The organism is Bacillus arachidis (assembly GCF_030285945.1).
GTDB classification, from domain to species: domain Bacteria; phylum Bacillota; class Bacilli; order Bacillales; family Bacillaceae_G; genus Bacillus_A; species Bacillus_A arachidis.
In genome coordinates this window covers 959198-985352 of the sequence record NZ_CP127376.1, presented here as the reverse complement: position 1 = coordinate 985352, position 26155 = coordinate 959198, and the positions used below count along the sequence as shown (strand labels likewise).

General features: G+C 35.3%; 15 protein-coding genes and 2 pseudogenes. 5 read left to right on the top strand and 12 right to left on the bottom strand.

The genetic code is table 11. The annotated features are described in order from the left end of the window. Positions 1–31: 31 nt before the first annotated feature. The 3 genes from QRY57_RS06610 to QRY57_RS06600 all read right to left on the bottom strand — a co-directional run bounded on the left by QRY57_RS06610 (position 32) and on the right by QRY57_RS06600 (position 4207). Positions 32–1534 (bottom strand): multicopper oxidase family protein, encoded by a 1503-nt coding sequence (locus tag QRY57_RS06610; RefSeq protein WP_286016986.1) that lies wholly within the window; start codon positions 1532–1534, stop codon positions 32–34. A 532-nt stretch (positions 1535–2066) separates the two neighbouring features. Continuing rightward, on the bottom strand, positions 2067–3350 hold the full coding sequence (dnaB, locus tag QRY57_RS06605) for a replicative DNA helicase (protein WP_286016985.1): 1284 nt from the start codon (positions 3348–3350) through the stop codon (positions 2067–2069). Next, positions 3347–4207: a DnaD domain-containing protein gene (locus QRY57_RS06600; RefSeq protein ID WP_286016984.1), complete on the bottom strand. Its 861-nt coding sequence runs from the start codon at positions 4205–4207 to the stop codon at positions 3347–3349. Before QRY57_RS06600 ends, dnaB begins: the two co-directional genes overlap by 4 nt. Positions 4208–4667: 460 nt before the next feature. Between QRY57_RS06600 and QRY57_RS06595 the strand changes: the two genes are divergently transcribed. Together QRY57_RS06595 and QRY57_RS06590 are read left to right on the top strand one after the other, a co-directional pair. Continuing rightward, on the top strand, positions 4668–6914 hold the full coding sequence (locus tag QRY57_RS06595; RefSeq protein ID WP_286016983.1) for an ABC transporter ATP-binding protein: 2247 nt from the start codon (positions 4668–4670) through the stop codon (positions 6912–6914). Beyond that, positions 6911–8788 carry an ABC transporter ATP-binding protein gene (locus tag QRY57_RS06590; RefSeq protein WP_286016982.1) on the top strand — a complete coding sequence of 626 codons (1878 nt, stop codon included), beginning with the start codon at positions 6911–6913 and terminating at the stop codon, positions 8786–8788. The genes QRY57_RS06595 and QRY57_RS06590 overlap by 4 nt, the downstream gene beginning before the upstream one ends. A gap of 156 nt (positions 8789–8944) precedes the next feature. On the opposite strand, the pseudogene QRY57_RS27085 reads toward QRY57_RS06590, so the two are convergent. From QRY57_RS27085 to QRY57_RS06565, 5 genes and pseudogenes are all read right to left on the bottom strand, one after another. Further along, positions 8945–10224 (bottom strand): annotated as a pseudogene (locus QRY57_RS27085) (ABC-F family ATP-binding cassette domain-containing protein); the annotation flags it as partial. Positions 10225–10939: 715 nt separating this feature from the next. Further along, the gene (locus tag QRY57_RS06580; protein ID WP_286016981.1) at positions 10940–13528 is read right to left on the bottom strand and encodes an SNF2-related protein; all 2589 of its coding nucleotides are present in this window, start codon (positions 13526–13528) and stop codon (positions 10940–10942) included. Between the two features lie 2 nt (positions 13529–13530). After that, positions 13531–14799 (bottom strand): ParB N-terminal domain-containing protein, encoded by a 1269-nt coding sequence (locus tag QRY57_RS06575; protein ID WP_286016980.1) that lies wholly within the window; start codon positions 14797–14799, stop codon positions 13531–13533. Positions 14800–14813: 14 nt separating this feature from the next. Continuing rightward, on the bottom strand, positions 14814–15524 hold the full coding sequence (locus QRY57_RS06570) for a PDDEXK family nuclease (protein WP_286016979.1): 711 nt from the start codon (positions 15522–15524) through the stop codon (positions 14814–14816). 286 nt (positions 15525–15810) lie between these two features. After that, a pseudogene (locus QRY57_RS06565) lies at positions 15811–16998 on the bottom strand (IS4 family transposase); the annotation flags it as partial. Between the two features lie 200 nt (positions 16999–17198). Here QRY57_RS06565 and QRY57_RS06560 point away from each other — a divergent pair. Next, positions 17199–18041 (top strand): type II CAAX endopeptidase family protein, encoded by an 843-nt coding sequence (locus QRY57_RS06560; RefSeq protein ID WP_286016978.1) that lies wholly within the window; start codon positions 17199–17201, stop codon positions 18039–18041. Between the two features lie 283 nt (positions 18042–18324). Next, entirely contained in the window at positions 18325–19755 is a 1431-nt protein-coding gene (locus tag QRY57_RS06555; RefSeq protein WP_286016977.1) for an IS4 family transposase, read from the top strand. A gap of 282 nt (positions 19756–20037) precedes the next feature. Here the strand turns inward: QRY57_RS06555 and QRY57_RS06550 are convergent, their stop codons facing one another. Next, positions 20038–20175: a hypothetical protein gene (locus QRY57_RS06550; protein WP_286016976.1), complete on the bottom strand. Its 138-nt coding sequence runs from the start codon at positions 20173–20175 to the stop codon at positions 20038–20040. 265 nt (positions 20176–20440) lie between these two features. Further along, positions 20441–20794: a diadenylate cyclase gene (locus QRY57_RS06545; protein ID WP_286016975.1), complete on the bottom strand. Its 354-nt coding sequence runs from the start codon at positions 20792–20794 to the stop codon at positions 20441–20443. A 257-nt stretch (positions 20795–21051) separates the two neighbouring features. On the opposite strand from QRY57_RS06545, the gene QRY57_RS06540 reads away from it, so the two are divergent. Continuing rightward, a complete protein-coding gene (locus tag QRY57_RS06540; protein WP_286016974.1) occupies positions 21052–21657 on the top strand; it encodes a hypothetical protein in 606 nt (201 codons plus the stop codon). Positions 21658–21809: 152 nt separating this feature from the next. Here QRY57_RS06540 and QRY57_RS06535 read toward each other — a convergent pair whose 3' ends face one another. Then, positions 21810–23504 (bottom strand): UvrD-helicase domain-containing protein, encoded by a 1695-nt coding sequence (locus tag QRY57_RS06535; protein ID WP_286016973.1) that lies wholly within the window; start codon positions 23502–23504, stop codon positions 21810–21812. Further along, positions 23485–26151, bottom strand: a complete 2667-nt coding sequence (locus QRY57_RS06530) for a PD-(D/E)XK nuclease family protein (protein WP_286016972.1) — start codon at positions 26149–26151, stop codon at positions 23485–23487. Before QRY57_RS06530 ends, QRY57_RS06535 begins: the two co-directional genes overlap by 20 nt. Positions 26152–26155 lie beyond the last annotated feature (4 nt).

The window sequence follows — 26155 nt, the reverse complement described above, 5'->3', positions numbered from 1 at the left end:
TTGGAAGTTCTTTTTCAATTCATTTTAACTATCATTTTAATTTGTGCCTATTGGGATTGGAAGGTATGATTTTTAATGGTCTCATCATGTCATGGTCTTCATGCTCTAAACGATGACAATGCCATACATAGTCTCCAGAATACGGTTCAAACTTCATTATAATTCGAACGATTTGTTCACCCCCTACTAGAACGGTGTCTTTTAAACCGAAATCGGCCGGGAGAGGATCTAACAATTGCCCATTCAGATTGTGGCGATCAAGGACACGAAAATTAACAAGATGTATATGGATAGGATGAATTCCAACGGTTAAATTCACTAACTCCCATATTTCGATAGAATCAAGTAATGGTGTTTCTGTCACTGGATCGTCCCATTCTTTATCATCTAATAAAAGCATAGGACGCCCAAATTCATCTTCTGAGTCACTTAGTGTTAACCGTCTTACTTTTCTTACCTCAACTTCCTTTAATGGGATAAATTCAATGTTGCTTAAGAGGCATGGAATTTCGCTTTTATCAGGGCAAGACAACGGCTTAGTTACTTGGAACTCCATTACCTCGCCAGTTGGATTTTCTAAATCACTTCCATTTTGTAATACTACTTTCTTCCCCTCTAAACCTGAGAAGTCAACAATGATGTCCATACGTTCAGCAGGTGAAACATCCAAACTTTGTACTCTAATTGGCCGTTTAAGAAGACCACCATCAGTTCCGATTAAAAAGAATGAACTAAGGTCACTAAATTGAAACTGATATGTTCGAGTATTAGAAGCGTTTAATAAACGAAATCTGTATTTGCGGGGCTCTACTTTTAAAAATGGCCATACTTTTCCGTTAACTGTAATTGTATTTCCTAAAAACAGAGGAACAATAGAAGGACATGGTAAATTAGGGGATGGATTATCTGGTTGAGCAGGATAAAAGAGGGACCCGTCTGGATTAAAGGATCTATCTTGAACGATAAGCGGTATCTCGTATTTCCCCCTCGGAAGCGGAAGTGATCTTTCTTCCTTATCGCGAATCAAGTAAAGACCTGCAAGACCTGCATACACATTCAGACGAGTAATCCCAATCGCATGGTCATGATACCAAAGGGCAGTTGCTCGTTCTCGATTCGTATAATAATAAATCTCTTTCACGAATTTCGGGCCTGTTTGTTGAAACTTTCTCGTAAACCATGCTTCAGGATGACCATCACTATCTGGTTCACTCGGGCTTCCATGTAGATGAACAACAGTGCGTACTTCTGGATTATCATGGGCTCCGTGAACGGTTTTATCAACTGGTAAAAAGTGTTTTTTAGGTAAATCGTTTGTCCATCTCACATATATAGGATGATTTTTTTCAACATCAAATGTTGGACCAGGTACTAACCCGTTATAACCCCATACCTTCGTTTTAGGTAAATCTCTATGAAACTTGTGTAGTGTTTCAATCATGCGTACATCATAAAACGGCTTTCCTTTATATGTTCCTTTTGGTTTGATTATGGAAGGAATCGGAAGGGAATCAACAAATTTTTTTAGTCCCAAACATTTTTCTCTCCTTTCATTTAATAGAGTATAGTATATTTTATTAAACAAATATTTTTTTGTTTGTATACTTGTCTAACAAAACTTTTGATAAGTGGGGGAGTATTCATATTCATCAAGGATTTGATTTTCTTCTCTTTTAAAAGCTTTATGCAAGAATATATACATTCTTCTTTTGTTGCGTATGTTATTGATGCAATTTCAGTTGCATTACCAACAATGAGTTTTCCAAGTATTTTATACACTTTTAGCCGTGCAGGTACAAAAGAATGATTAGACGCAAGTACCTACACATCTCTTGTAACACTGGTATGAGCAGTCATCGCCACTATTTTATAACGAATTAACCTGAAATAAAAAAGACACTCGGCGAAGTGCCTTTTTTTATACTCCTAATGTAGACCTCAATTCGATTCTATTCCCTACTGCTTGAAGAAATTTTCGATTAGCAGCTCCTTAGTCTTATCCAGACTGTCTGAAAAAAGAATCAAGATCATTTTAGGCGGGGGACTTACTAGTCTTTTTTTAACCCTTACCTCTCCACAAACCTCCCAAATTCCTTTAGAAACCGCAGATTCAGCATCCCAACAGGTCCATTCCGATGCTTCGCTATCTGAATTTCTGTTATATCTTTATGCTCCGTCTCCTTATCATAATAATCCTCCCGATACATCAGCATAATCACATCCGCATCCTGCTCAATCTGTCCTGTCTCTCTTAAATCAGAAAGTAGCGGGCGCTTATCATGACGCGACTCTACCCCGCGAGACAATTGCGAAAGCGCTACGACGCACACATTTAAATCACGCGCTAGCAGCTTCAGCTTACGAGAAATTTCACTCATTTCCTGAAACCTATTTCCCCGATATTTCGAATCGCCTGTAATAAGCTGCAAGTAATCAACAATAACAAGCAATTTCTTATCCCCATGCTTTCGTTTCAGCTTCCTCACTTGCACCCAAATCTCCTGCGTTGTAACGCCTGCCTTATCATAAATCTCTAGCGGCAGATCCCCAATTTCCGCAAATGCGCGGCTCGTTTTTCCCCAGTCCTCTATCGTAAAACGATGCTTCGGGTTTTTCAGCCGTCTTCCAGATACCTCACCTAAACAAGAAACCATTCGTTTCAAAAGTTGCTTATCGCTCATCTCCAGGGAAAACAACCCAACTGCCGCATCCGATTTTGCTGCATGAAGCGCAATATTTAAAGCAAACGCCGTCTTTCCCATCGAAGGCCGCGCCCCAATCACAACAAAATCCCCTTCCTGCAAGCCACACGTCATCTTATTTAAAGCTGGAAAACCAGTCTCAATGCCAGTAAGTTCTTCTGTATCTTGATAAAGCTCCTCATAAAGATCGACTAACGTATCCTTCAAATCAAAATCGAGTGTGCAATCCACCTCTTCCAGTTCACAAAGTCTCGTAATCGTTTCTCCAATTACTTTCTCATCCTTCTCCGCAAGAAGCCGTTCGCACATGCTGTGTGCCACACTTCCCGCCTGGTTCATTTTCCAAGCATTCCGAACAAGCCCCTCATAATAAGAGAAGTTGGTAGTAGTAGGCACACCCTCAATCATATTAACTAAGTATTCCATCCCCCCAATTTGCGCCAAAAAAGCAGCATCCATTCTTGAAACAAGCGTAACAAGATCAAGCGGCTGCATATCTTCCTCTACTTCCCGAATCACCTTGAATATAGCTCGGTGCACAGCCGTAGAAAAGTGCTGCTCAGTCAAGCGGCACTCCTTAATCAGTTCTCCTTCAAGAAGTAAAGACCCTAATACCGTCTGTTCTGCCTCAACATTTTGAATGCTCATGGACGCCATCCCTCTTCCTTGAGAAACTTCTGCAACTCTTCTTCAGACGGCACATTTTTCTCCCACTCCTCGCACTCCTCCAGGAACTTCTCAGTTTCATACACGGCAGTCGGCTCCTTCTTCCGAAACTTCATTGCCGCCTCTTCTACTTCACTAACCTTCGTATATCCCTTTCCGTGCCAATCTCGCAAAATCCCCTTCACATAAGCAATCGTCCGCTTATTATTTTCATAAGAAATCTGAAGTGCTTTTAATACAAGCTCCTCCGACAAATCTGCCATCCATTCACTTAATTCCTCCGCTGCATAAGACGACAAACTACCGAAGTTTTGTTCATAAAACGTAAATACACTGCTGCCTGGTTCCACTTCTTCTACTTCCACATCCGCTTCACAGCTTGCAAAGGTTTCTTTAGGGATAATCTCAGACAATTCACTCGGCATACCGAAATGCTCTAACAATAACGGAATATGTAACTCTTCCTCCAAGCATCTTTGGAGAAACATACGGACAAACTCTTTGCTTTTCACAGTCTTTAACTCACGTAACACGCACTTCTCCACGTTTGTATTCGTAATCGGATTATAGCGTAACCAATTCAGAATATATAACTCCTTCGTTTCCGCATCGTACAATATCTTTCCATAATCAACAAAGCGCTGCAGTAACTTCTCAACAGTCTCCCTGTTATAACCTGTTTCCATCTCCGCCAAGCGCTTCGGCAGCGAATACATCCCGCACTGCGTCGTCTTTGAACATGTCAGCAAATATATGTAAAAATACCTCTCCTCCGGCGTTAAATCGAGCACAAAATCATCCTGCCAAAAATTCACCTGTACATTACGGTATACTGCCATGTGTATTCCTCCTATCCTTTAATGAAACATATGTAATTTTGAGTTCCATCATGTATATAGGGATGAGGGAAGAATTTTGGCGGGGTTATTTTATATTTTTCAAAAAATGACTACAACTACATTTCTTCGAAGGAATGCTTGTAGTAGTTTTTTTATTTTGTTTTTGTAATGCTTTATTATTTGTAAGGGGCTTAGTAGAGGTTTATAATGGGCTGTTGAGGGGCTATACATCCGTATGAAAACAGCAACACCATTTTATAACTTTTGGTCAACAGGTATGTTTTTTCATTTACATGTAAACCAGGATTCAAAAAACATATAGTTATAGAATGATACTTAATCTGTGGTCGAAAGTATGTAAAAAGGTGCTAGTATACATTACGGAGAATACAAAGAATAAAGTACAGAGACGAAGTAAAAACTAAAAAAATTAGACAAGGAAATTGGAGAGATGAATTAAATGTTAAAGATAATTAAACATTTAAAACCTTTTACTGCCTCAATCATTGCAGTTATATGTCTATTATCCATACAAGCCGTATGTGACCTATCGCTGCCAGATTACATGTCTAAAATTGTGAATGTAGGTATTCAGCAAAAAGGTGTAGAAAACGCAGTACCTGAGGTTATTCGTAAGAGTGAGATGGATAAACTTAAGCTCTTTATGAATGAAAATGAGAAGAAAAAAGTAGATACCAACTATGCGCTTTTAGATAAGAACAATCTTTCTCAAAGTGAGCTAAAAAATGATTTGAAAGATTATCCGCAGCTGGATAAAGAACCCCTTTATAAGCTACATACAGAGGATAAAAATACAATTAACGAACTGAACGATATCTTTGGGAAACCAATGTTAATTACACAAGGAATTGAAAAAGGCGGCCCATCTGCTTTTACTCCCGCTGCGCCAGGTGATAACAATACACCGGCGAAACTTCCGCCAAATACAGATCCTTTTGCAGTCATTGCGAAAATGCCTCAAGATCAAATCAATGCAATGAAAGAAAAGGCAGATGAAAAGTTTAAGAATATGCCAGGCAGCATGGTAACACAGTCAGCCGTTTCATTCATTGAGGATGAGTATAAAAAGATTGGCATCAATACAGATAAGCTTCAATCCAATTTCATTCTTACTTCTGGCGGGAAAATGCTGCTTCTATCCTTAGTAAGTATGGCAGCAACCGTTGTCGTGAGTTTACTTGCTGCAAAAGTAGCTGCAGGACTCGGCAGAGATCTTAGAAAGAAAGTATTTCGGAAGGTTACAAACTTCTCAAATGCGGAGTTTGATAAGTTTTCCACTGCCTCTTTAATCACAAGAAGTACAAATGATATCCAGCAAGTGCAAACCCTTATGGTAATGTTGCTTCGCATTGTATTCTATGCACCAATTTTAGGCATAGGCGGCATTATTAAAGTACTTACTACAGACCTTTCAATGGGATGGATTATCGCAGTTGCAGTTATCGCCATTTTAAGCTTAGTCATTGGTTTATTTAGCATCGCGATCCCTAAATTTAAGAGTATCCAAAAGTTAGTAGATAAAATTAACTTAATCACGCGTGAATCTTTAACAGGTATGCTCGTGATTCGTGCTTTTAATAATCAAAAGCATGAAGAAAAGAAATTTGAAAAAGGCAATCAAGACTTAACAAGAACGAATTTATTTGTAAGCCGTTTAATGTCATTTATGATGCCAATGATGATGTTTATCATGAATGCCGTTACTGTACTGATTATTTGGGTTGGATCACACCAAGTGGATATGGGACATATGCAAGTTGGTGATATGATGGCATTTATGCAATATACAATGCAAATCATCATGGCCTTCTTAATGATTTCAATGGTATCTATTATGGTTCCGCGTGCTTCTGTATCTGCACAACGTATCGCAGAAGTTTTAGACACTGACGTTACCATTCATGATGCAGAGGAACCAAAACCTTTCTCTTCAGACAAGAAAGGTTACGTTGAATTTAAAAATGTTAGCTTTAAATATCCAGGTGCAGAAGAAGATGTGCTTTCTAATATCACCTTTACCGCAAAGCCTGGAGAAACGACAGCTTTCATCGGAAGTACAGGTAGTGGTAAATCAACATTAATCAACTTAATTCCACGCTTTTACGATGTCACAAGTGGCCAAATCTTAATAGATGGAACTGATATTAGAGAAGTATCTCAGAAAGAATTAAGAGAAAAAATCGGTTATGTACCGCAAAAAGGAGTTTTATTCTCCGGTACAATCGAAAGTAATTTGAAATACGGTAAGAAAGAAGCAACTGAAGAAGAACTAACAAAAGCGGCAGAAATCGCTCAAGCGATGGAGTTTATTAACGCGAAACCTGAAAGCTTCCGCACAGAAATATCACAAGGTGGTACGAATGTTTCAGGCGGTCAAAAACAAAGACTTTCTATTGCGCGTGCTCTTACGAAAAAATCGGAAATCTTCATATTTGATGATAGTTTCTCAGCTCTTGACTTTAAGACAGATGCTGCGCTGCGCAGAGCTTTAAACAATGAGATTGCAGGAAGTACTCTTTTACTTGTTGCCCAAAGAATCAGTACGATTATGAATGCAGATAAGATCATTGTACTTGATGAAGGAGAAATAGTCGGAACAGGTACTCATGAAGAGCTTATGGAAAACTGTGAAGTTTATAAGCAAATTGCTTTATCGCAACTTTCAAGAGAGGAGTTGTCATCATGAGTGAGAAAAAAGTAGAACATAATAAACAAGGTGGTCCTGGTGGTGGCCATGGCGGCGGTCATATGGGCGGCGGCATGCGAAAGATTGAGAAGGCAAAAAATTTCAAGGGAACGATGAATAAGCTCCTTCAATACTTGAAGCCCTATAAATTATCAATCTTAATCGTTATCCTTTTCGCAATCGGTAGTGCCGCCTTCGCAATCGTCGGTCCAAAGATTTTAGGTAAGGCGACAACAAAACTTTTCGAAGGACTCGTAGACAAAGTAACAGGCGTGCACGGTGCCGCCATTGACTTTACCTATATCGGAAACATCGTTATTTTACTCCTTGGATTATATATAGCGAGCACTGCGTTTGGTATTATCCAAGGATATATCATTTCAGGAGTCGCACAAAAGGTATCTTATAACTTTAGAAAAGAAATTGATGAAAAGATCAACCGGATGCCGCTGAATTACTTTGATAAAACAACGCACGGAGAAGTATTATCTAGAATTACGAATGACGTAGATACTGTGAGCCAAACTTTAAATCAAAGTATGTCGCAAATCATCACATCCGTTATTACCATCATCGGTGTATTCATCATGATGTTATCAATCAGTTGGCAAATGACATTAGTCGCGCTCTTAATCTTGCCAGTATCCATGATACTTATCATGGCAGTCGTAAAACGATCACAAAAATACTTCAAATCCCAACAAGAATATTTAGGACACGTTAACGGTCAGGTGGAAGAAATTTATAGTGGTCACAATATTGTAAAAGCTTTTAACACTGAAGAAGAAGAAGTGAAAAAATTCGAAAAGGTGAATGATACTCTTTACCACTCTGCATGGAAATCTCAATTTTTATCTGGAATGATGATGCCGATTATGATGTTTATCGGGAATATCGGTTACGTCGCTGTCTCGATTTTAGGCGGCTGGCTTGCGGCAAAGAGAACCATCGCAGTTGGAGATATTCTAGCCTTTGTACAATATGTAAGAAACTTTACGCAGCCAATCGCTCAAGTAGCGCAAATCGCGAACGTACTCCAATCCACTGCTGCTGCTGCAGAACGAGTCTTCGAATTTTTAGAAGAAGAAGAGGAAATGCCAGAATCAGAAAATCCAGTGAAGCTGCAAAAAGTAAACGGAGAAGTTACCTTCAAAGATGTTCAATTTGGATACAATCCAGATAAGATCATCATCAATAACTTCTCAGCTAACATTAAGCCTGGACAAAAAGTAGCAATCGTCGGACCAACCGGGGCTGGTAAAACAACAATCGTCAAACTATTAATGCGTTTCTATGACGTAAACAGCGGTGCGATCTGTATAGACGGTCACGACATAAAAGACTTCACGCGCGAAGACCTGCGCAGTATGTTTGGTATGGTACTGCAAGACACATGGCTATTTAACGGCTCCATCATGGAAAACATACGTTACGGTAGACTGGGTGCGACTGACGAAGAAGTAATTGAAGCAGCGAAAGCAGCCCACGTTCACAGCTTCGTAAAAACCTTACCAAATAGATACAACATGGAACTAAACGAAGAAGCAAGCAACGTATCCCAAGGACAAAAGCAGTTATTAACAATTGCCCGTGCCCTTCTAGCGGATCCGAAAATACTCATACTCGACGAAGCAACAAGCTCTATCGACACTCGTACAGAAGTACTGATTCAAAAAGCGATGGAAAACCTCATGGAAGGCCGAACAAGCTTCATCATCGCTCACAGATTATCAACAATCCGTGATGCGGATTTAATCCTTGTTATGAAAGACGGGGATATTGTAGAACAAGGTAATCATGAAGAGTTATTGAAGGCTAAAGGGTTCTATGCTTCGCTTTATAATAGTCAGTTTGAAGGTGCGGATGCTTCGTGAGATGAAATAGAAGAAGCTTTCCCAAAAGGTCATTGAATAATGACCTTTTGGAGAAAGCTTCTTTTGTTCTTCACCTTTTATTAAGTTCTTTTCGATATGTAATGTGATAGTTTGAGAATTAGAGTCATAAGTCCATTCTATCATTACTTTATTCCCCTACAAACTACTTACTACTTCCCTATCTTTTTGTGATTTAGCCTCAATATAGTCATCATAGTTACCGTTATAGAGATTAGCTTCTATTGGAGTAATCTCTAACATTTTTTCAGCTAGCTTATTAAGAAAATAACGGTCATGAGAAATAAATAACAATGTACCCTCGTAATCCATAAGTGTTCTTTCCAATACCCCTTTACTAAATACATCTAAATGATTTGTGGGCTCATCTATAACTAGAACGTTGACTTTTTGTAACATCAACTTAGATAATGCAACACGCGCTTTTTCCCCACCGCTAAGCGAGGAGATTTTTTTGAACACATCTTCACCTGTAAACAAGAAATTTCCAAGTACAGCACGAATTTTAGATTCTTCAATATGCGGAAAAGTATTCCACACTTCATCTAATATAGTGTTGTCAGGATGTAAATCAGCTTGCTCTTGATCGTAATAACCAATAGTAACGCCATTCCCCCAATTTACTGTTCCACTTTTTCCCCTCGATATAGATGAAAATCAATATTTTTCAATAGTGGTCTTCGATTATTTTCTTCATCGATATAAATACTTAAATCTTCAACTTGTAATACTTCCTTGTGAGAAGGTTTTTCTATTGAAAATGACATTTGTGCTCTCTTTAACTCATTTTGTGGTTTATCTATCCGTTGAATTCTTTCAAGTTGCTTACGTTTATTTTTGGCGCTTTTTGCGGATGTTGCCATGGCGATATTACGTCGAACATAGTCTTCCATTTTTTCAATTTGATTTTGTTGCATTGCATATTTTTTAGAATGCAGTTCACGATCTTTTTCTTTACTCTCAACATATTTTGAGTAGTTACCCGTATATTCTTGAGCTACTGTTCGTTCAATTTCATAAATTCCTGTTACGAGTGAATCCAAAAAGTAACGATCGTGAGAGACAACTAAAATAGCACCCGCATATGCCTTTAAATAGTTCTCTAACCAAGATAAGGTAGCAAAATCTAAATGATTTGTTGGCTCATCCAGCATAAGTAAATCTGGTTCTTCTAGCAGAATTTTAGCTAATGCAAGCCTTGTTTTCTGTCCACCACTCAAATTCTGAATGATTGTTTCCGGTAGAACATCTCTAAACCCCATTCCATGTAAAATACCACGGATTTTTGTCTCGATTTCATAGCCACCATGCTCTGTAAACCAATCCAATTTTTCTGCATATCGATTTAAAACCTTTTCATATTCCTTAGGATTATCAATCAAAGAAGGTTCACCCATTTTATGTCTAAGTTTACTAATGTTGCACAAGAGGAATTACGTCTACTAAGTGAAGAATTTAAAAGCAAATTTTCGATTCCATACTTACAAACTTTCCTCCCCCCACTTCTTACAACTACTTTACACTTCCAATGCAACAGGCACTCTGTCCTTTTGTTGTTTCCTTTTCAACTGTTCAAACAACTTCTCTACCGTCCCTATCATTATCTTCTTTATCTGTTTGAAACACTTCCCAATATCGATTTAAACAATAAAGAAGAAATTGATAAAGTCTTGCCGTGGTCAACGGATTTACCTCCTAGATGCAGAGTGCCGAAAAAAGTGAAGTAAACAAAAAGCAACCCCAAAATCAACTTTTATTGTATATTTTGGAGTTGCTTTACGTTTACTTTTCTACTGAAGGATAGTGGGGAATAATAGAGACTAATAGAGGATAATCAGAGATAATATTTGATGAGAAAAATTTTAAAATTGAATACGAAAAAAATACTACTAAATCGTAAATGTATATGAAATGAGTTTTTTCAGAGTATTGTTCCCCAAAAAAGAAGACCAAAGAAATAGTTCTCTTGGCCCTTAATGATTCTTATTATTTATTCTAATTCTCAATGAAAACTTTGACCGAAAATACAACCAATCCCCCATTAATTTACACTCATTACTCCAACATTATCTAATGTTAATTTTTAATAGGTACCAGTAGTTAAACAATACAATAGTCTTCCATTATGATGATTTAAAACCGGCGCTCCGACTCAATAATCCGCTTCATTTCCTCAATCTCATCATCAACAAACTCAGGAACAAGATAATCTCCATCAATTGCTTCACTCATTCGCTCTTCTTTTTCAGCCAGCTTTTCATAAATCTTTTGGTCAATAAAATTATAGATTTCTCTATCGCTCACCGTCATCAAATAGTAATATCGTGTGCTTTGATCTTCAGGCAATCCAAGTCGATGAATTCGATCACGTGATTGTAGCATAAAGGTCAAGTTATAGTTATATTCAAAGTAGATTGCATCATGGACGATATTGTGTAGAGACACAGATTCTCCAAGCGTGTTCGGATTAGATACTAGCACTTGTATTTCATCTGTGTTTTCTTTAAATATGTGGATGATATCGTCGCGTTCATTACGAGGTGTACCGCCATAAATCACTTTTGTATTGATGCCTCTTTCATTTAATACACGAGTGATTTTCTTCAATGTATTTACGAATAGTCCCCATACTACGACCTTTCCATATTTTTTCACTATATCCATCACAAGTTCAATACCTGCTTTGAATTTAGGGGAATCCACATTCGCTAAATCCCATTCGCTTACTTCACCAATGACTGCTTGATGGATGCTTTTTTCTAGCTCTTTTCTTACCTTCGCACTGACCTGATCATAGGAATCATTATCTATACTGTCATCTTCACTAAAGCCTAAATCACTGTAATTTATTGCTTGATTGACGATTTCAGGGTTGGTTGATAATTGAATCATTCTTATCCAGATTGCTAGTGGATTTTGCGTTGTTGTATAGAGTATTTCCGCTAGGCGAAGCTGTTCTTTAGATGGAGGTACTTTTATAATATTGTCTTTATCGGCTGGTGGAACGCCTAAATCTTCCTTGCTAGTTCTCCAAAAATAAGGAACCAATCTTTCATTGATTTCATCAATTTCCCAACTATCGGGATTTTTCAGCATATTTTGCTCAAATCCAAAATATGCGCTATATTCCTTTTTAAATAAGATATTCAAGAAGTTATATATATCTAAATAGCCATTAGGAATAGGTGTTCCTGTTAAGACATAGCGATAATCAACCTTGTCTGCTATTTCTAAAGCAGCAAGTGCCCGTTTAGCCTGCACCCCTTTTACACGATGAACCTCATCATAAACGAGCATAGTATCTGAATCATTGGCTAGGCATTTTATGATTGAATCTTTAAACTTTGGTAGTGATTCATAGTTAATCAAAATCAAGTTTGCGGAAGGCCACTGAGCTTCTAGCGCATATCTATTCCTACCAATAGATTCATCATGAACACTGAGAACTCTTAAATCTTTTTTACTTTGAAAGACTGCTTGAAACTCTTCCTTCCAAGACATAAAGGCATTAATTGGACTAACAACTAGTAGTCGCTTAATTGGTTCTCCTTTTTGCTTGCTATTTAGATATGCGAAAACACCTAGTAACATAGCAGTTTTCCCTGCTCCTGGAACAGAGAAATTGGCTGCTCTTTTTTGTGTGAGCATATACATAGCCGAACGAAGCTGTAGTACTTTTAGAGGTCTGGCAACTTCTGCTTCCACGACTTCCTTAAACTCCTCAAACTCTTCATCCCACCTGCTATCTTGATTTTTCAAGGTCAAGCCTGATTTTCGATATTCTTCTATGGAATACTTCTGACCATTAATATAGCTATCTACACATGAAGAAACGATAAAGTTGAACTGATGTTTACCTGCTTGCTTATTGGCAAGTTCAATTATCCTTTCAATCTCTCGATAGGTTAAATCCCCTCTGAAAAAGGGATACCCCTTGTCTTCATCTACATAAAAGCTGAATTTATTCTTAAAGGTTTTTTTTGTGCTTACTTCATCTTCACTTTTATCAACGAAAAAGAAATGCACATCGTCCATATCAAAAATAACGGAATTATTAACAGGGTTTGGTATCCTTTGAATCTTTCCTATGTCGAACTCTTGTAGAAGAGGATAGATAATTTCAGTAGCATCAATCACTTGAACACCTGGATAATTATCGTTCCACAAAAGAGAAAACTCTTCTACTTTCTGATTTATACGAGAACGAACATTGATACTTACGTCCCAAGAAAAATCCACATCAAAGGAATCGAAATTATTCTCTATGGCATTTGCTGTTTCATTGAGTGAACCATTGAAATAAATGATATCCCCCTGCTTATCTTCAAATAATCCCCATTTTGTGTGGAACAAACCGTTTTTCACTATGCCAAACTTCACATCTGCTTTGCCCTGTGATATCAAGTAGGCTAAATTTCCTAGACGCTGCTTATCAATCTGGGTTAAGGTCTCCCCTTTAGAGCGTTCATGATAACCTGTCTTGATTTCTTCAAAATCCTTTTCTGAAATGTTTTGAGATATGATGAATTGAACATATCCATCATTTTCAGCAATTTTGTCTAGTCCTTCAGCATAAATAGAAAGTGCTTTACAAGAAAAATAGCCGCTCACTCGTTTATAGCTGATAGATTCGCCCAATATTGGGTTATAGAATTCATCTGACACACTATGAATCATCGAGTTATAACTAGATTTAAGCTGACCTTGCAGATTCTTTAGCAAATTTAACCCTCCATTGAAAGAAGCACATCAATTTGTTTCCTTAGCTCCTCTAAACTTTCATTTAACTTCTTCCTTTCAGCTTTAGGCAATTCTTGGACAATTCTTTTATCAATTGATTCAATTGTAGTGATTGCCTTATCCGCAAGTCTTGCTGGCATGTTTTGTTCTTGATGATTTTTGGACTTTTCAGAATGCTTGTTTGTAATCTTTTGAACTTTTGCGATTGCTTGAACTACCTCTTGATCATGATTCAAAAGAGAAAACAGTTCGACATTGTTCTTGATTGGCTCTTTATTATCTAAAGCCTCTACAATTGTATCAGTTGACTCTTCCATTTCTTCAATGAATTTTTCTTCATTTTTTGTACCAACAACCGTTTTGACTATTTGTCTGAATTCTTGTTTGTAATCCTCTTTGGCACAACGCACCTGAATAATTTTTGCAAACAAGCTGTTCAATAACTGGTCTGCGTTTGCTGTGTTCTTGAATTTTTTATACTGAGGAATCATGTCTCGAAGTGGTCCGTCTAAATCTAATTGTTTGGCCAATGCATAATTATCTGGGTTGGTATTCGAGAATTCTAAAAATTTCACGATTAGCTCTGCTTCAAGCAGTAAATTGCTCACCGCATTAGATGTTAGTCCAGCAAATTTAGAATATTCCGTCGCAGTCATAATAGTATTCACTGAAACGGTTTTGTAGGCATCAATTGCTCTATCAATCGGATCGTAATCTACTTTATCCAATTTTCCAAATTGAATCTGTAATTCCAGCGACTTAATCCGCTTTCGGTCATCAATGTTTTCTACAGATAGATCATCTAAAATAACCGCTTCGAAATATTGCTGTTCTATTATTGCAGGATCTTGATCAAGTAATCGTCTTGCTGTAAAGCGGCGATTTCCATCAATGACACGCCCATCGCTTAAAACATAGCCAGGTTCATCTTGGCCTTTCATTGCAATATCTCTCTTCAAGACTTCCATGTCTTTTTTGGTCTTATCGTCATCGTTTGTTAACATGTTTTGAACAATCATATTGTATTCTTCGTTATGCCCTGGGTGCAATTTCCCGCTAACGCTTTCATAATTCGACAGTGCAACACCGATTCGACCATTTTGCTCGTTATAATAGAGATACTTTAAAGGGATGGCATAGGTTTTGCCACTATACTTTTCTCCACTCGCCTTTTTGATAGGAACATTAATATCATGTCCCCCATCCTTAACAAATCCTTCCTTATACAAATCAAACAGATTAATATTTCCCATAACTTTCTATCCCCCTATAAATCTATAATTTCTTTTACATATTCTATGTTGAACCAAAAGCGCTGTTTTACTATACTCTGCCCTGTCGTTAACTTCACTTTGTCATCGCCATTTTTTCCACCTGGTCTTAAGTGACCAAGTGAATTAAATTTGCTAGATGGTAGATTGTTTTTATTGATAATCTTTCCACTCTTTTGTTTTACAGTTGTGATTTCAAGTTTTCTTTCATTAATTAAGTAACGGACTTGATCCCACACTTCTTTCAGACCATGATTCATATCGTATTCTGACATCTTCCAAACCTTTGCATCCAAGAAAGTCATTTCACTATCGTCCACACGCTTACCAGTAGGGTATTGTTGGAAAATGAAGAGAATTAATGTCTTATTTTTAAAATATTCATACAAAGAACTACTCTTCCAGGAACCTGCTGCAATCCATTCATCAAAATTAATTGGCATGAAAGACATAGCTTCAGCTGGTGTTTCCATTCCAGTTAAACGCACCGTTTTTAAAACTGCCTGTACTTTGTTATCGCATAAATCAAATTGATTGTTGCTTATTTTCAACATCTTCCTAGCTAAATTTACAAAAGAGGCTTTACTATCCTTTTCAAATAGTCCCAGTTCCTCTTTAAGTTCAGAAACCTTCTTTCCTTTATAGCTAGATAGTTTTTCATCTAGCTCTTTTTGAGCAGAAATAATCAGCTCATTGTTTTGACTCATAATAGTATTCTCCCTAAGTTATTAATGAACAATCCTTTTTAATTATACATCAACAATCACTGTTAATATTCACTTTTATTAATTTACTCTTTAAATTAGGAGATGAAATACCTAGCAATTCCAACGATAAGCAAAAAAATAAAATGAAGATAGCTGCTATAAAATAGTCAGCTATCTTTATTTAAATAATACATTATTAGCAATAAAAACATTACACCATAGAGGATGATTAGAGAAATATTCAATCCTCCTTTTATAAACGTTCCATATTTTCACATCGCTACTCTACTTGACGCATTTTGAACATCGTTGATGAACAAAGTAAAATACTAATGAGTTGTCCATATAAATGACATTCTAAGCGCTCTTTCTTGATTTCTTTGCACTTGTCAATTTGAAAGAAAGATTTCCATGTTTTGAACAAGATTTCAATTTGCCAGCGTAATGAATACAAGTCATGGATATGTTCCGTTGGAACATTTTCTGCAGAAAGATTCGTTATATACACGTTGATTCCACTCAACCTTTTACTTCGTTCTTTGTAGGTAATACCTTTCTTCTTTTCTTTTTTGGCTTGTTCCTTCAATCTTTTCTCTGTTTGTTCTTTTGTTAATCGATGAATAATAACACGAGCTGGTAGTTTTTGATACTGCCCAATGTATGCTTCTGAAATCTCCATTGTTTGACCAGGGGTCAATTGATTCATGAGTTCTTCCATATCTAACTGAATATATAGTGTTCCTTTTTTCACGGTCCCATTTCGAAAATAATCTGGATTATCATTCTTACAATAGATTCGAGAATTTAATTTCAAACGTGAGATATAGTAAGCTCCTTTATCATGGATCTTCTGTAAATCATGTAAGTAAAAATAACCCAAATCTCTTATGCACAAGTCTTTTGGTTGCATGGATTGTAGGCTTGTTGAACCAAAAGTTTTATCATTTTCTCTTCCTTCTCCTACATAAACGTGCAGAAACTTTCCACTCAATAGGTTATACTCCAATTGAATTTTAACTCCTGCAGTATGGCTGCTTCCACCTGAACCTTGATAATGTGAAGAAAACTTATCTGGAAGCTGAAATGTTGTAGAATCTAGAACCCGGATGCACTTAAATATCGTGGTATATTGATGAATTATTTCTTGTGTTGAATAGATTCTTTGAATTAGAAGGTTAGCTAGAACTTGTTCAAGAAACTGTACTGCGGAAACATTAAATCGTTGATTAAGTCCTTCAGGACTGATAAGAACACCTGTAGATACTTCAAGACAGCTACATAATTGTGTGAGTGATGTACTTGCGACCTGTTGACTAAGCCATACACATAAAGCAACTAATTCCTTTGCTTGATATTTACTCTTTCGCTGAACGAATCCTTTTTCTTTGGCTAGGTGTTCGAGAACATGAGGAGACATATGTCGTTGTAATTCTTCAGCAATCAGCTGAAGTTCATCAAGAATCGAAAGATTCATAAAGAAACGCCATCCTTTCCTATAATTCTACAGAAATAACTTCATTTTTGCTGTATGGGTAGTGTAAAATCTTAGCTTGATATCGATGTAACGTGACCCAAAATAGCGGACAACCTACATCACATGAAATACCAAAATATACCTTTAAAATGATATAATAAAATATAGAATACTATACATAAAACTACAGGAGGCTATTAATGGATAAAATTTTTGAACATATGAAAACCAGGTTCATTTTAATGTGGGCTATTATCTCTTTTGTAATAATGATGTTTATTTTGCCTTTATTATTCACAGAAATTCCTAAAGATGTAAAGTTGAATATTGCTCTTATTATTTCAATTTATGCTATTCCTATGTTTTGGATTGGTTTTAAATTTAAAAGATATAACATCTCGTTTAAAACTTACTTGTCAAAACCATCTTCCTTTTCTTTCAGAAAAATTTTTGCATCAGCAATTATGACTATGATTTTCGGGTTAGGTATATTATTGCTAATCGTAATGGTATTCTCATTAATACCAAAGAGCACTTCGCTAGAGGATACAAACGAAATAGTTAAAACACAAAGCATGTGGTTTGTTTTAATGAAAGCTATAACTCTTTCTTTCATTGCTCCTATCTGTGAAGAAATTTTGTTCAGAGGCTTTATTCTTAGTCGTTTTACATATAAATTCGGAATAAAAAAAGCAGTTATATTCTCTTCCATCTGCTTTGGTGTTTTACATCTAAACAATGTATTTGGAACCACAATATTTGGGATTATTTCTTGTTTAATGTACTTGAAAACTAAAAGTTTATTCCCTTCTATAATAGCTCACATGGTTAATAATATAATTGTAGCTTCAAGAGATATCTTTTCTGCTTTAAAGTCTACAACTACAAGCACACCTTCAGCACAACCTGAATTAACTATCATTCTTTTAATGTCTGTTGTGCTAATAGCAATTGGATTAATGTGGATTATTCCTTTTATTAGAAGACATTCTGAACTATTAAGATATGATAGTTTACCGCCTTTAAAGTACACCACAACCTAATTAAATTTGTTATGGTGTATAAAAATAGTAATAGAAGTTTTTGAGTAGTAAATGTAATCATTTGTAATACAGAAAAGGATAGATAAGGCTAAAATGCCTTTATCTATCCTTTTCTCTCATATATTATGTGAAGTTTTTTTTGTTTTGGGGTTGATTTGTTTTCTTAGGTTGATGGGCATGTGAATGTACCCCACATCCATCAACTTAAGGATTTAGACTATTTTTGAAGTTAAAAGCACGTTACTATTCTCTTATGTTAATGAGAAAGGGTGACGTGCTTTTTATGAATATGCATCAAAAACAAGAGTTATCTTTATTTGCCGAAGAGCTATATCGATATATGTCTCCCGCTACACTTAATCAATTAGCTATAGAAGCAGGCGGAATGAAACGAAAACGCAAGTGCCACGGGCACCATTTCTTATCTTTGTGTGTATGGTTAAATCAACAAATCGCTACTACCTCTCTTACTCAACTTTGTAGTCAATTAGAAACTTCAACAGGAATTTTATTAAGTCCGGAGGGACTTAATCGACGATTTAATTCGGCTTCTGTAGCCTTCTTTCGAACTGTATTTACTACACTTCTACAAGCTAAAATTGGAGGAGTATCTAAGATTTCTCATTCTCTTTCTTCATATTTTGAGCGGATTCTCGTCCTTGATTCTACAACCTTCCAAGTTCCAGATCGATTCGCAACTACTTATCCTGGTGCCGGGGGATGTAGTCATAAAGCTGGTGTGAAAATTCAACTAGAGTATGACTTGTTAAGTGGAGAATTTTCTGATGTGGAAATTGAACCAGGAAAACGAAGTGATCAAGCATATAGTGAGACCCGAACAGGCATGGCAAAAAAGAATGAACTGTATATTCGTGATTTAGGATATTTTCGTCTACAAGATTTTAAGTCTATTCAAGATAAGCAGGGATATTATTTATCTCGTCTTAAGTTACCAACTAAAATATATAGAAAAGAATTTGAAACAGTGGTATTTAAAACAAAACCCGCTCAATTGAAACCGGTATATATACAAATTCATTTGGAAGACATCATGAAACAATTGCAGCCTGGCCAAGTGTATGAATTACATGATGTATATGTAGGGAGTAAAGACAAACTGCCTACTCGTATTGTAGTTTATAGGTGTACCGAGGAGCAAAAACAGAAACGCCTACGTGACCGAGCTATTCGCGAAAAGAAAAAAGGAATTACATATACAGAGCGTACGAAACTTTTACAAGGTATTACGGTATATATGACAAACATTCCTACGGAATGGATACCAAAAGAGAAAATTTATGATTTATATTCACTACGTTGGCAAATTGAGCTGTTATTTAAGATATGGAAATCTTGGTTTCAAATTCATCGTTGTAAATCTATTAAACAGGAACGATTAGAATGTCACCTTTATGGGCAACTCATTAGTATTCTATTATGTTCTTCTACTATGTTTAAAATGCGAGAACTCCTGTTACGTAAGAAACAGAAAGAGCTAAGTGAATATAAAGCGATGTACATAATTAAGGATTATTTTTCACTTTTTTACCAGGCATTACACAAAAACACCCAAGAATTATCAAAGGTTCTCCTTCGTCTGTTTAACCTCCTACAGCGTAACGGACGAAAATCTCATCGTTATGAGAAAAAGACAGTCTTTGATATTTTGGGTGTTGTTTATGAGTATACCACTTCTACTCATCAGGTAGCATAGTAAAAAAATTGAAACCCGTCAGGGTTTATTTGATATGCCCACTTTTATAAAATCTACAAAAGATAATAATAAACTATATGAAAAGACCGCATTTTGTATAAAAATATACCTTAAGTTGATGGATGTGTGAATGTACCCCCATAAAATCTATTTGTTCAAAAGACATAGCTTCTTTTCGTACTCCATTTGCTTTAAGCTTTACAGTCTTAATTGCTAAACTAAGTCCATCAACTTCATCTCTTTGATGGATATCACTTTGTTTTAAAAGTTGATTTACCAATGTTACAGTTGATAATATTTCCCCTTTAATAAATCAAAATTCATACCTAAATCTTCCGCCATTTCTTCTATAGGCTTTCCATAATATTCTTGCCAATTCTTTTCAAGCATTTGATTTAATTGCTCTCGGTTCATTTTCATACCTCTATTTCCCTAAACATTGGTACTATTAATAATTTGATAGACTATACTTCTTACTATTCCGAGTTCCTTTGTTATTTCACTAGCATTTTTTCCAGCATTAAAGAGTACTACAATATGATGTTTTGCTTTATTCTCATTTGCAAGACAACCACCTAAGTATCCTCTTTTACTTGTAACCTTTAATCCAACGCTTGTCCTTTACTGAATTATATCACGTGCAAATTAGATATTAATTGCACTGTCTTTATATCTTCTTTAATAATTATATTCTTACTAGCTCCTCTTCATTTTCAACTATTAAAATCTCACCATCTTCATATATTTTTATTGACAAACCGAATCTTGACAACGAAATAGCTGCAATTGTTCTAGTCCCTCGATATTTTTTCCTAATCTTAGTACTTTTGTTGCTAAACATCTTCCCAGCCGATGATATATTAAATTTATAATCTAAAATAACGGCCCCATCTATTGAACAAATTAATTCGAATAAAAAATTATCACAGTCTACAATGTTAATTCGTCTATCGAAATAGTCTTGAATAAGCTCTTCTAGTTTTCTTTCGATTATGTGTTCCTGATTCTTTGGTACCTTTCGGTCTGGTTTATCTAACAATTCTGAGAACGCCATTTGGCCTTCAGAAAAGATATATTTATGACCATTTTCTACTGTTCTTTCAATTTTTCGGGACCTTTTACTTACCCAAGCTTTTTAATATCAGTTTCACTTAAGTAATAGTTATCGTCCACATTTGTTTCTTATATGGATTCTAAAGAAAGAAGACTTATACTTTTCCATTTTCATCCATATGAATTATAATAAATAGTAGCATATTTTTAAGTAAAATAGTTATTGTGAAAGGACGATACGATATGGATTACAAAAAAGGGATTACCTATATGAAAGATCTTACTAATAATATGATGTATACAGATAAATACTCTAATCAATTTTCACCTCTACCAAACTATCAACTATTACATGTTGAATATCCAGGTTACAAAAAGCATGGAGACTATAGACTCATACATAATGATGATAGTCCATCACATACTGATATTGTAAAATACCTGTATGAATTATCAAAACAAAACCCTCAGCAAATGATTCTATTGTTTTTATTAAGAATCTATCGTTATGGCCTGCGCACAAATCATGATGTAAAACTGAACCTTAATAATCTTACTCTCAATAGCACTACAGTGACACTTGAACAATTACAACATATTATATTTTGGGTAACATTACAGGAAGAAATCAATTATCCCCAGCCACGATATCAAGGAATATCATTACCTTTTTTCAGATATTTCGAAGCTATTCTTTCTGCTAATCATCCAGAAATCATCACATTAGAACAAGTGATATCCCGAACGAATAATCACAAAAGCAGCGTACCATCACTCCTATCCTCGGATCAAATCCCATATCCCTATCCAGAATTGTTTGAGAATCTAAAAAACGCTAAAATTATATAAGGTAGAAACAATACATAAGGTCCACTTACCATAAAATAACAAGTGGACTCTGATATGTATTTCTGTATATCCTCCTCATTGGTTCTATGTAAAACATAAATCCACTAAAGATTAGAATTCTTTTATGTTTCTGTTACCATCTTGTATCCATTTTATATTAACGTCTTCCTAAAATTCTTCGCAACAAAATCTTTGGTAGGAAAATCTTTGGAAAAAGGAGAAATAGTTACTTCCGGATTTCCCTTGAAAGAAAAATACATAAAAGCTGCTTTTTTAGTTCTAGTTAATGCTACATATAAGATTCTTTTTTCTTTTTCTTCAATGTCTCTTTTATCATCTAAGTATTCAGTGGAATGAGCTTGTTTTACCTTTTTTAAATTCGTAATTTCGTCTAGATGTGGATAGCAATTCTTATCAAAATCTAAAATAAATACATAATCAAACTCTAAACCTTTTGTTACTTTCGCTTCTAAAAAATATACCTGCGGTCCACGCTTCTTTTCTGGATTGGTTCCGTCAACCTTTTCTAGATATGTTTTTGGGATAAAATACTGTCCTAAGTTCCGTTTGACAGCATTCTCATCTCTTCTATTTGAATAACGATGTATGATAGCAAAAGTTGTTTCTGGATCCTTTTTGTATAAACTCTGAATTGTATCTCCTACTTTTGATAACATCTTCGTATATGAAGAAAAAGCTTCAATAATTGGCTTATCCCCCTGACGAGGAAAGTACTTCTCATCATCATATTTCGAATCCTCTGCAGAACGTTTAAATTGTAAGGAGTTCGCTAACTTCATAATTTGATAAGTGGATCTCCAGTTTTTCCGTAAAACCACATTATTCCCACTCTGAACTTTGATTCCTAATGCTTTATATGAAAAAGGACTGCTTTTATATATACGCTGTCTTTCATCACCACTTAAAGATAAAGTTCCTTTATTAATCGCAACTAATACACGTAATTGCATTGGCTGTAAATCTTGCACTTCATCGATAAAAATATGATCATATTTATTTTCATCCAGCAATTGATGTAAGTGCTTCATTACAAGTAAAGCATAATCTTCCTTATCTATACGATTTACAAAGTCTTTATTTTGTTCCTCTACATAATATTCAAAAAGACGAAAGATTGTAGTTCGCTGTTTCTCAGATATACTAGGTAATCTTCCTCTCCCCACCCTTTTACAAGTAAGGTAGTCTTCTTTTGTAATAAATCCATTCCCTTTCATCCAAGAAAATTCTTCAAGTAGAAAATTGGTATTCTCTGTTTTTTTTATTGTATAAATTGAGGGAAGTTTTTTAAATTCCTCTGTTTCTAACAAACCCATTAAACGAAGCATTCTACCTCGGACAACATCATCTTTTTTGTTTAAATTTTGATGGCTCGTAAAAAATAGCGGCACTTCTATCTGAATAGATTTTAACAATTCATAAGCCAATTCATGGAATGTAAGAAAGTCTACCTGATGATTTTGTCCTTGAAGTTGCTGAAAATATTTAGACGTTTTAAACCGATTTTGAGCATCTTTTACTAATTCTTTACTAAAAGATACAAACAAAAATCTTTTTCCTAGTTCTTCAGACATTTTTTGCATCATTCTTGTTAAAAGAGTAATACTTTTCCCGCTACCTGCACACCCCTTTACCAGTAAATGTGTAGAATTCATTGTTGCTATCTTCTGTTGATCATCACTTAATGAGATATTCTTTAGAAATTGTTCCGTTTTATTATAAATATGATTATCTCTTTCAGGTACCATTGAAAGTGCTTGATTCAACAGGTCAAAGGCATAGTCTGTCTTAGAGTGGTTATCTAATTCGTCATATACCAGTTGCTTCATTATCATCAAATCCTTTCTTGGTTATATCTACATCGTAATAGGCTTCTTCACAGTATTCATTGTGAGGACACAACTTGCAAAATTCAGATGGATTCGCTTCAGACAGTATAGATGGATGCAAAGTAAACTTTCTAATCAACTCTTTTTTTCTTCCCTTCTTTTCATTAAGAAATTCAAACGCTGCCTTCCACTTCTCATTTTGAAATGCACCTCTATGAGTAAGGAATTGAAAATACGTCACACTATCAGAGTATTTAATATCTTCATATTCTCTTCTTCTACCTAATCCATACTCTCTCATTCCTTGTACATAATTTTTATTTAAATTTTCATTTACAAGTGAATCTAAACGAATATGGCTTAAAAACGGAAAAAGATCTAGAAGAATTTTTATAATTTCACTTTTTTCTTTTCCAATTGCTCCGTAAATCTTAATGATATTTCCTATTAAAAATTGCTGATGGAAAGGTGACCGATACGTTGAAAATTCATCTAAAACTGAGCTATATAAAAAGCGTCGCTGGCATAAATCCATTTCAATAAATTCTTCATTTGGTAATGAACTTAAATAATTTTGAGCCTGTAAAACTTCTTGCTCGCTTGGCTCAATCGTTTTTTCCAGGTACTGATATGAATCTGATTCTCCTGGATTATTTAATGTATTACCTAGCAATTGTACATATATAGATTTTTGAAGTCCTTTATATTCATTCCAATTTTTTATCCATGACAACTCAATTTTCCCTTTATAACATAGTGCTGTATAAAATAAATACTTAGCAAAAAAAATTCTGTTCTCACTTCGGAATAAATACATGTTTGTAGAGTTATAATTTAACTTTTGTAATAACTCTTTAGATAACGGCCACGGCATTGGTACATGTGCTGATGGAAAATGCTTTTCGTCCATTCCACATAAATGTAATGTTTTCTCATCTACATCTAAAATTGCTCCATCAAGATCTTCCATTTTTCTAATGGATAGTTTGGTTCTTTTTATATTATCTTCTTGAGAAGTATCATTTTCTACTGTGTCCGAATTACTAATTCCATTCTTTAAATAAACTAATATTGCTTCTGCAAGATCACCGATATGATAATCAGCTTCCTCTTTCTTTGATAATGTAAGCATATTTTCTAACTTTACAACCAGCTGCTGTTCTTGCTCACTCAATAAAGTATTTTTAACATTAGATTCCTCTAATAATTTTTTTATACGATTAAAATGTGTGTGAATCGAAACTCTTTCCCCTTGGATGTGAAATAACCACTTTGCATTTTTTAAAAGCATATGCAAGAATTGCTCTATTACCTTTAATTCTCTGGCCGGAACAGAGAAATAAGAAAATCTCAATGTTGGACTGATGCGAACTGCTTTTAAGCTATCACTTTTTTCCAGGTTATATTTCTTTAACACCTTTCCAGAAGAAGCCTTTGCAATCCTCAATTTCCCCAGACGATCAACCCAGTCTTTCACGGTTTCACAGTCCTCAAAATATGGTAATATCTTTTTTAGTTGTTCGGTATAATTACGAGCATTCTCTTCACCTTCCTGCAACCACCCAGACGCAAAACATTCCATAAGCAAAGTTCCATTCATATAATATCCTTGCTTTTCTTCATTCCATAGGGAGTGAAGATGAAACAGGTATTGTCCCATGGGATATGACAAAAAGTGTCTCTCTTCTTGATATGCCTCTGGTCTAAATTCGCGTACTCTTTCATTCAATTCTTCATGATTTGGAGATACATAATGAGAATTATTTTGAATCTCATTTACAAATTCAATCATATATTCATATGATTTTTCTGCTATATTTGCTGCCTGCTGATTTGTAGAGTTTCCTTCAAAAGCAGCAGCAAAGTTATCAGCATACAAACTTTCTGCTTCTCTTGTTATCTTCCATTGTTCGTAATCAATCCATCCATATTGCTTTGAAAAATTGTCACGCAAGAAAGAAAATACAGCTGGATATTTTTCGTTGTAAAGATTCAAAAATACAAGATTTATACCTTTTTCTCTCCATTTTGTAAAAACATAATGCTGTACAGGGGATATATAATAAAATCCATGCAAAACAATAGTATTATTTTCAATTGTAGGTGACTCTTTAAAAACACCTTTTATTGTATATGAATCTTTAAAAACATCTATTATGGATTGAAGACTTTGTAAATTCCCCATCGCTTCATGCATATAAGAATGAAAGTTTGGTAACATACATTCCCATATATCACAAAAAAGCGCTTCCTCAATGGTTTTCTCTTTGTCTAGTCTTTTTACTTGTTGAGGGGATAAGCCTATCTCCGTTAGATTCCTCATCGTAATAAGTAAATTTAGTTTATTTCGCTTAAAAGCTGTGAGAACTTCCTCATTTCCGTCTCCTCTCCACTCTCGCAAAATATCTGAAAGCTGCGCATATTGAATAAAACGCTTTTCTGCATGGTTCCAGTTAGGATAAAACATATTCATTATCTCTCCTGCTGAAACTACATTATCTTTATTTTTAAGAATAGCTCGTTTAATTCCATTCGCCAAAGAAGCTGTTGCACAAATATGTAGCGTTTGTGCATACGGCCGAAATTCTTCCAAATTACGGAATGTATATGGGTTTTCATATGTTATTACTCGAACACTTCCACTCATTTCT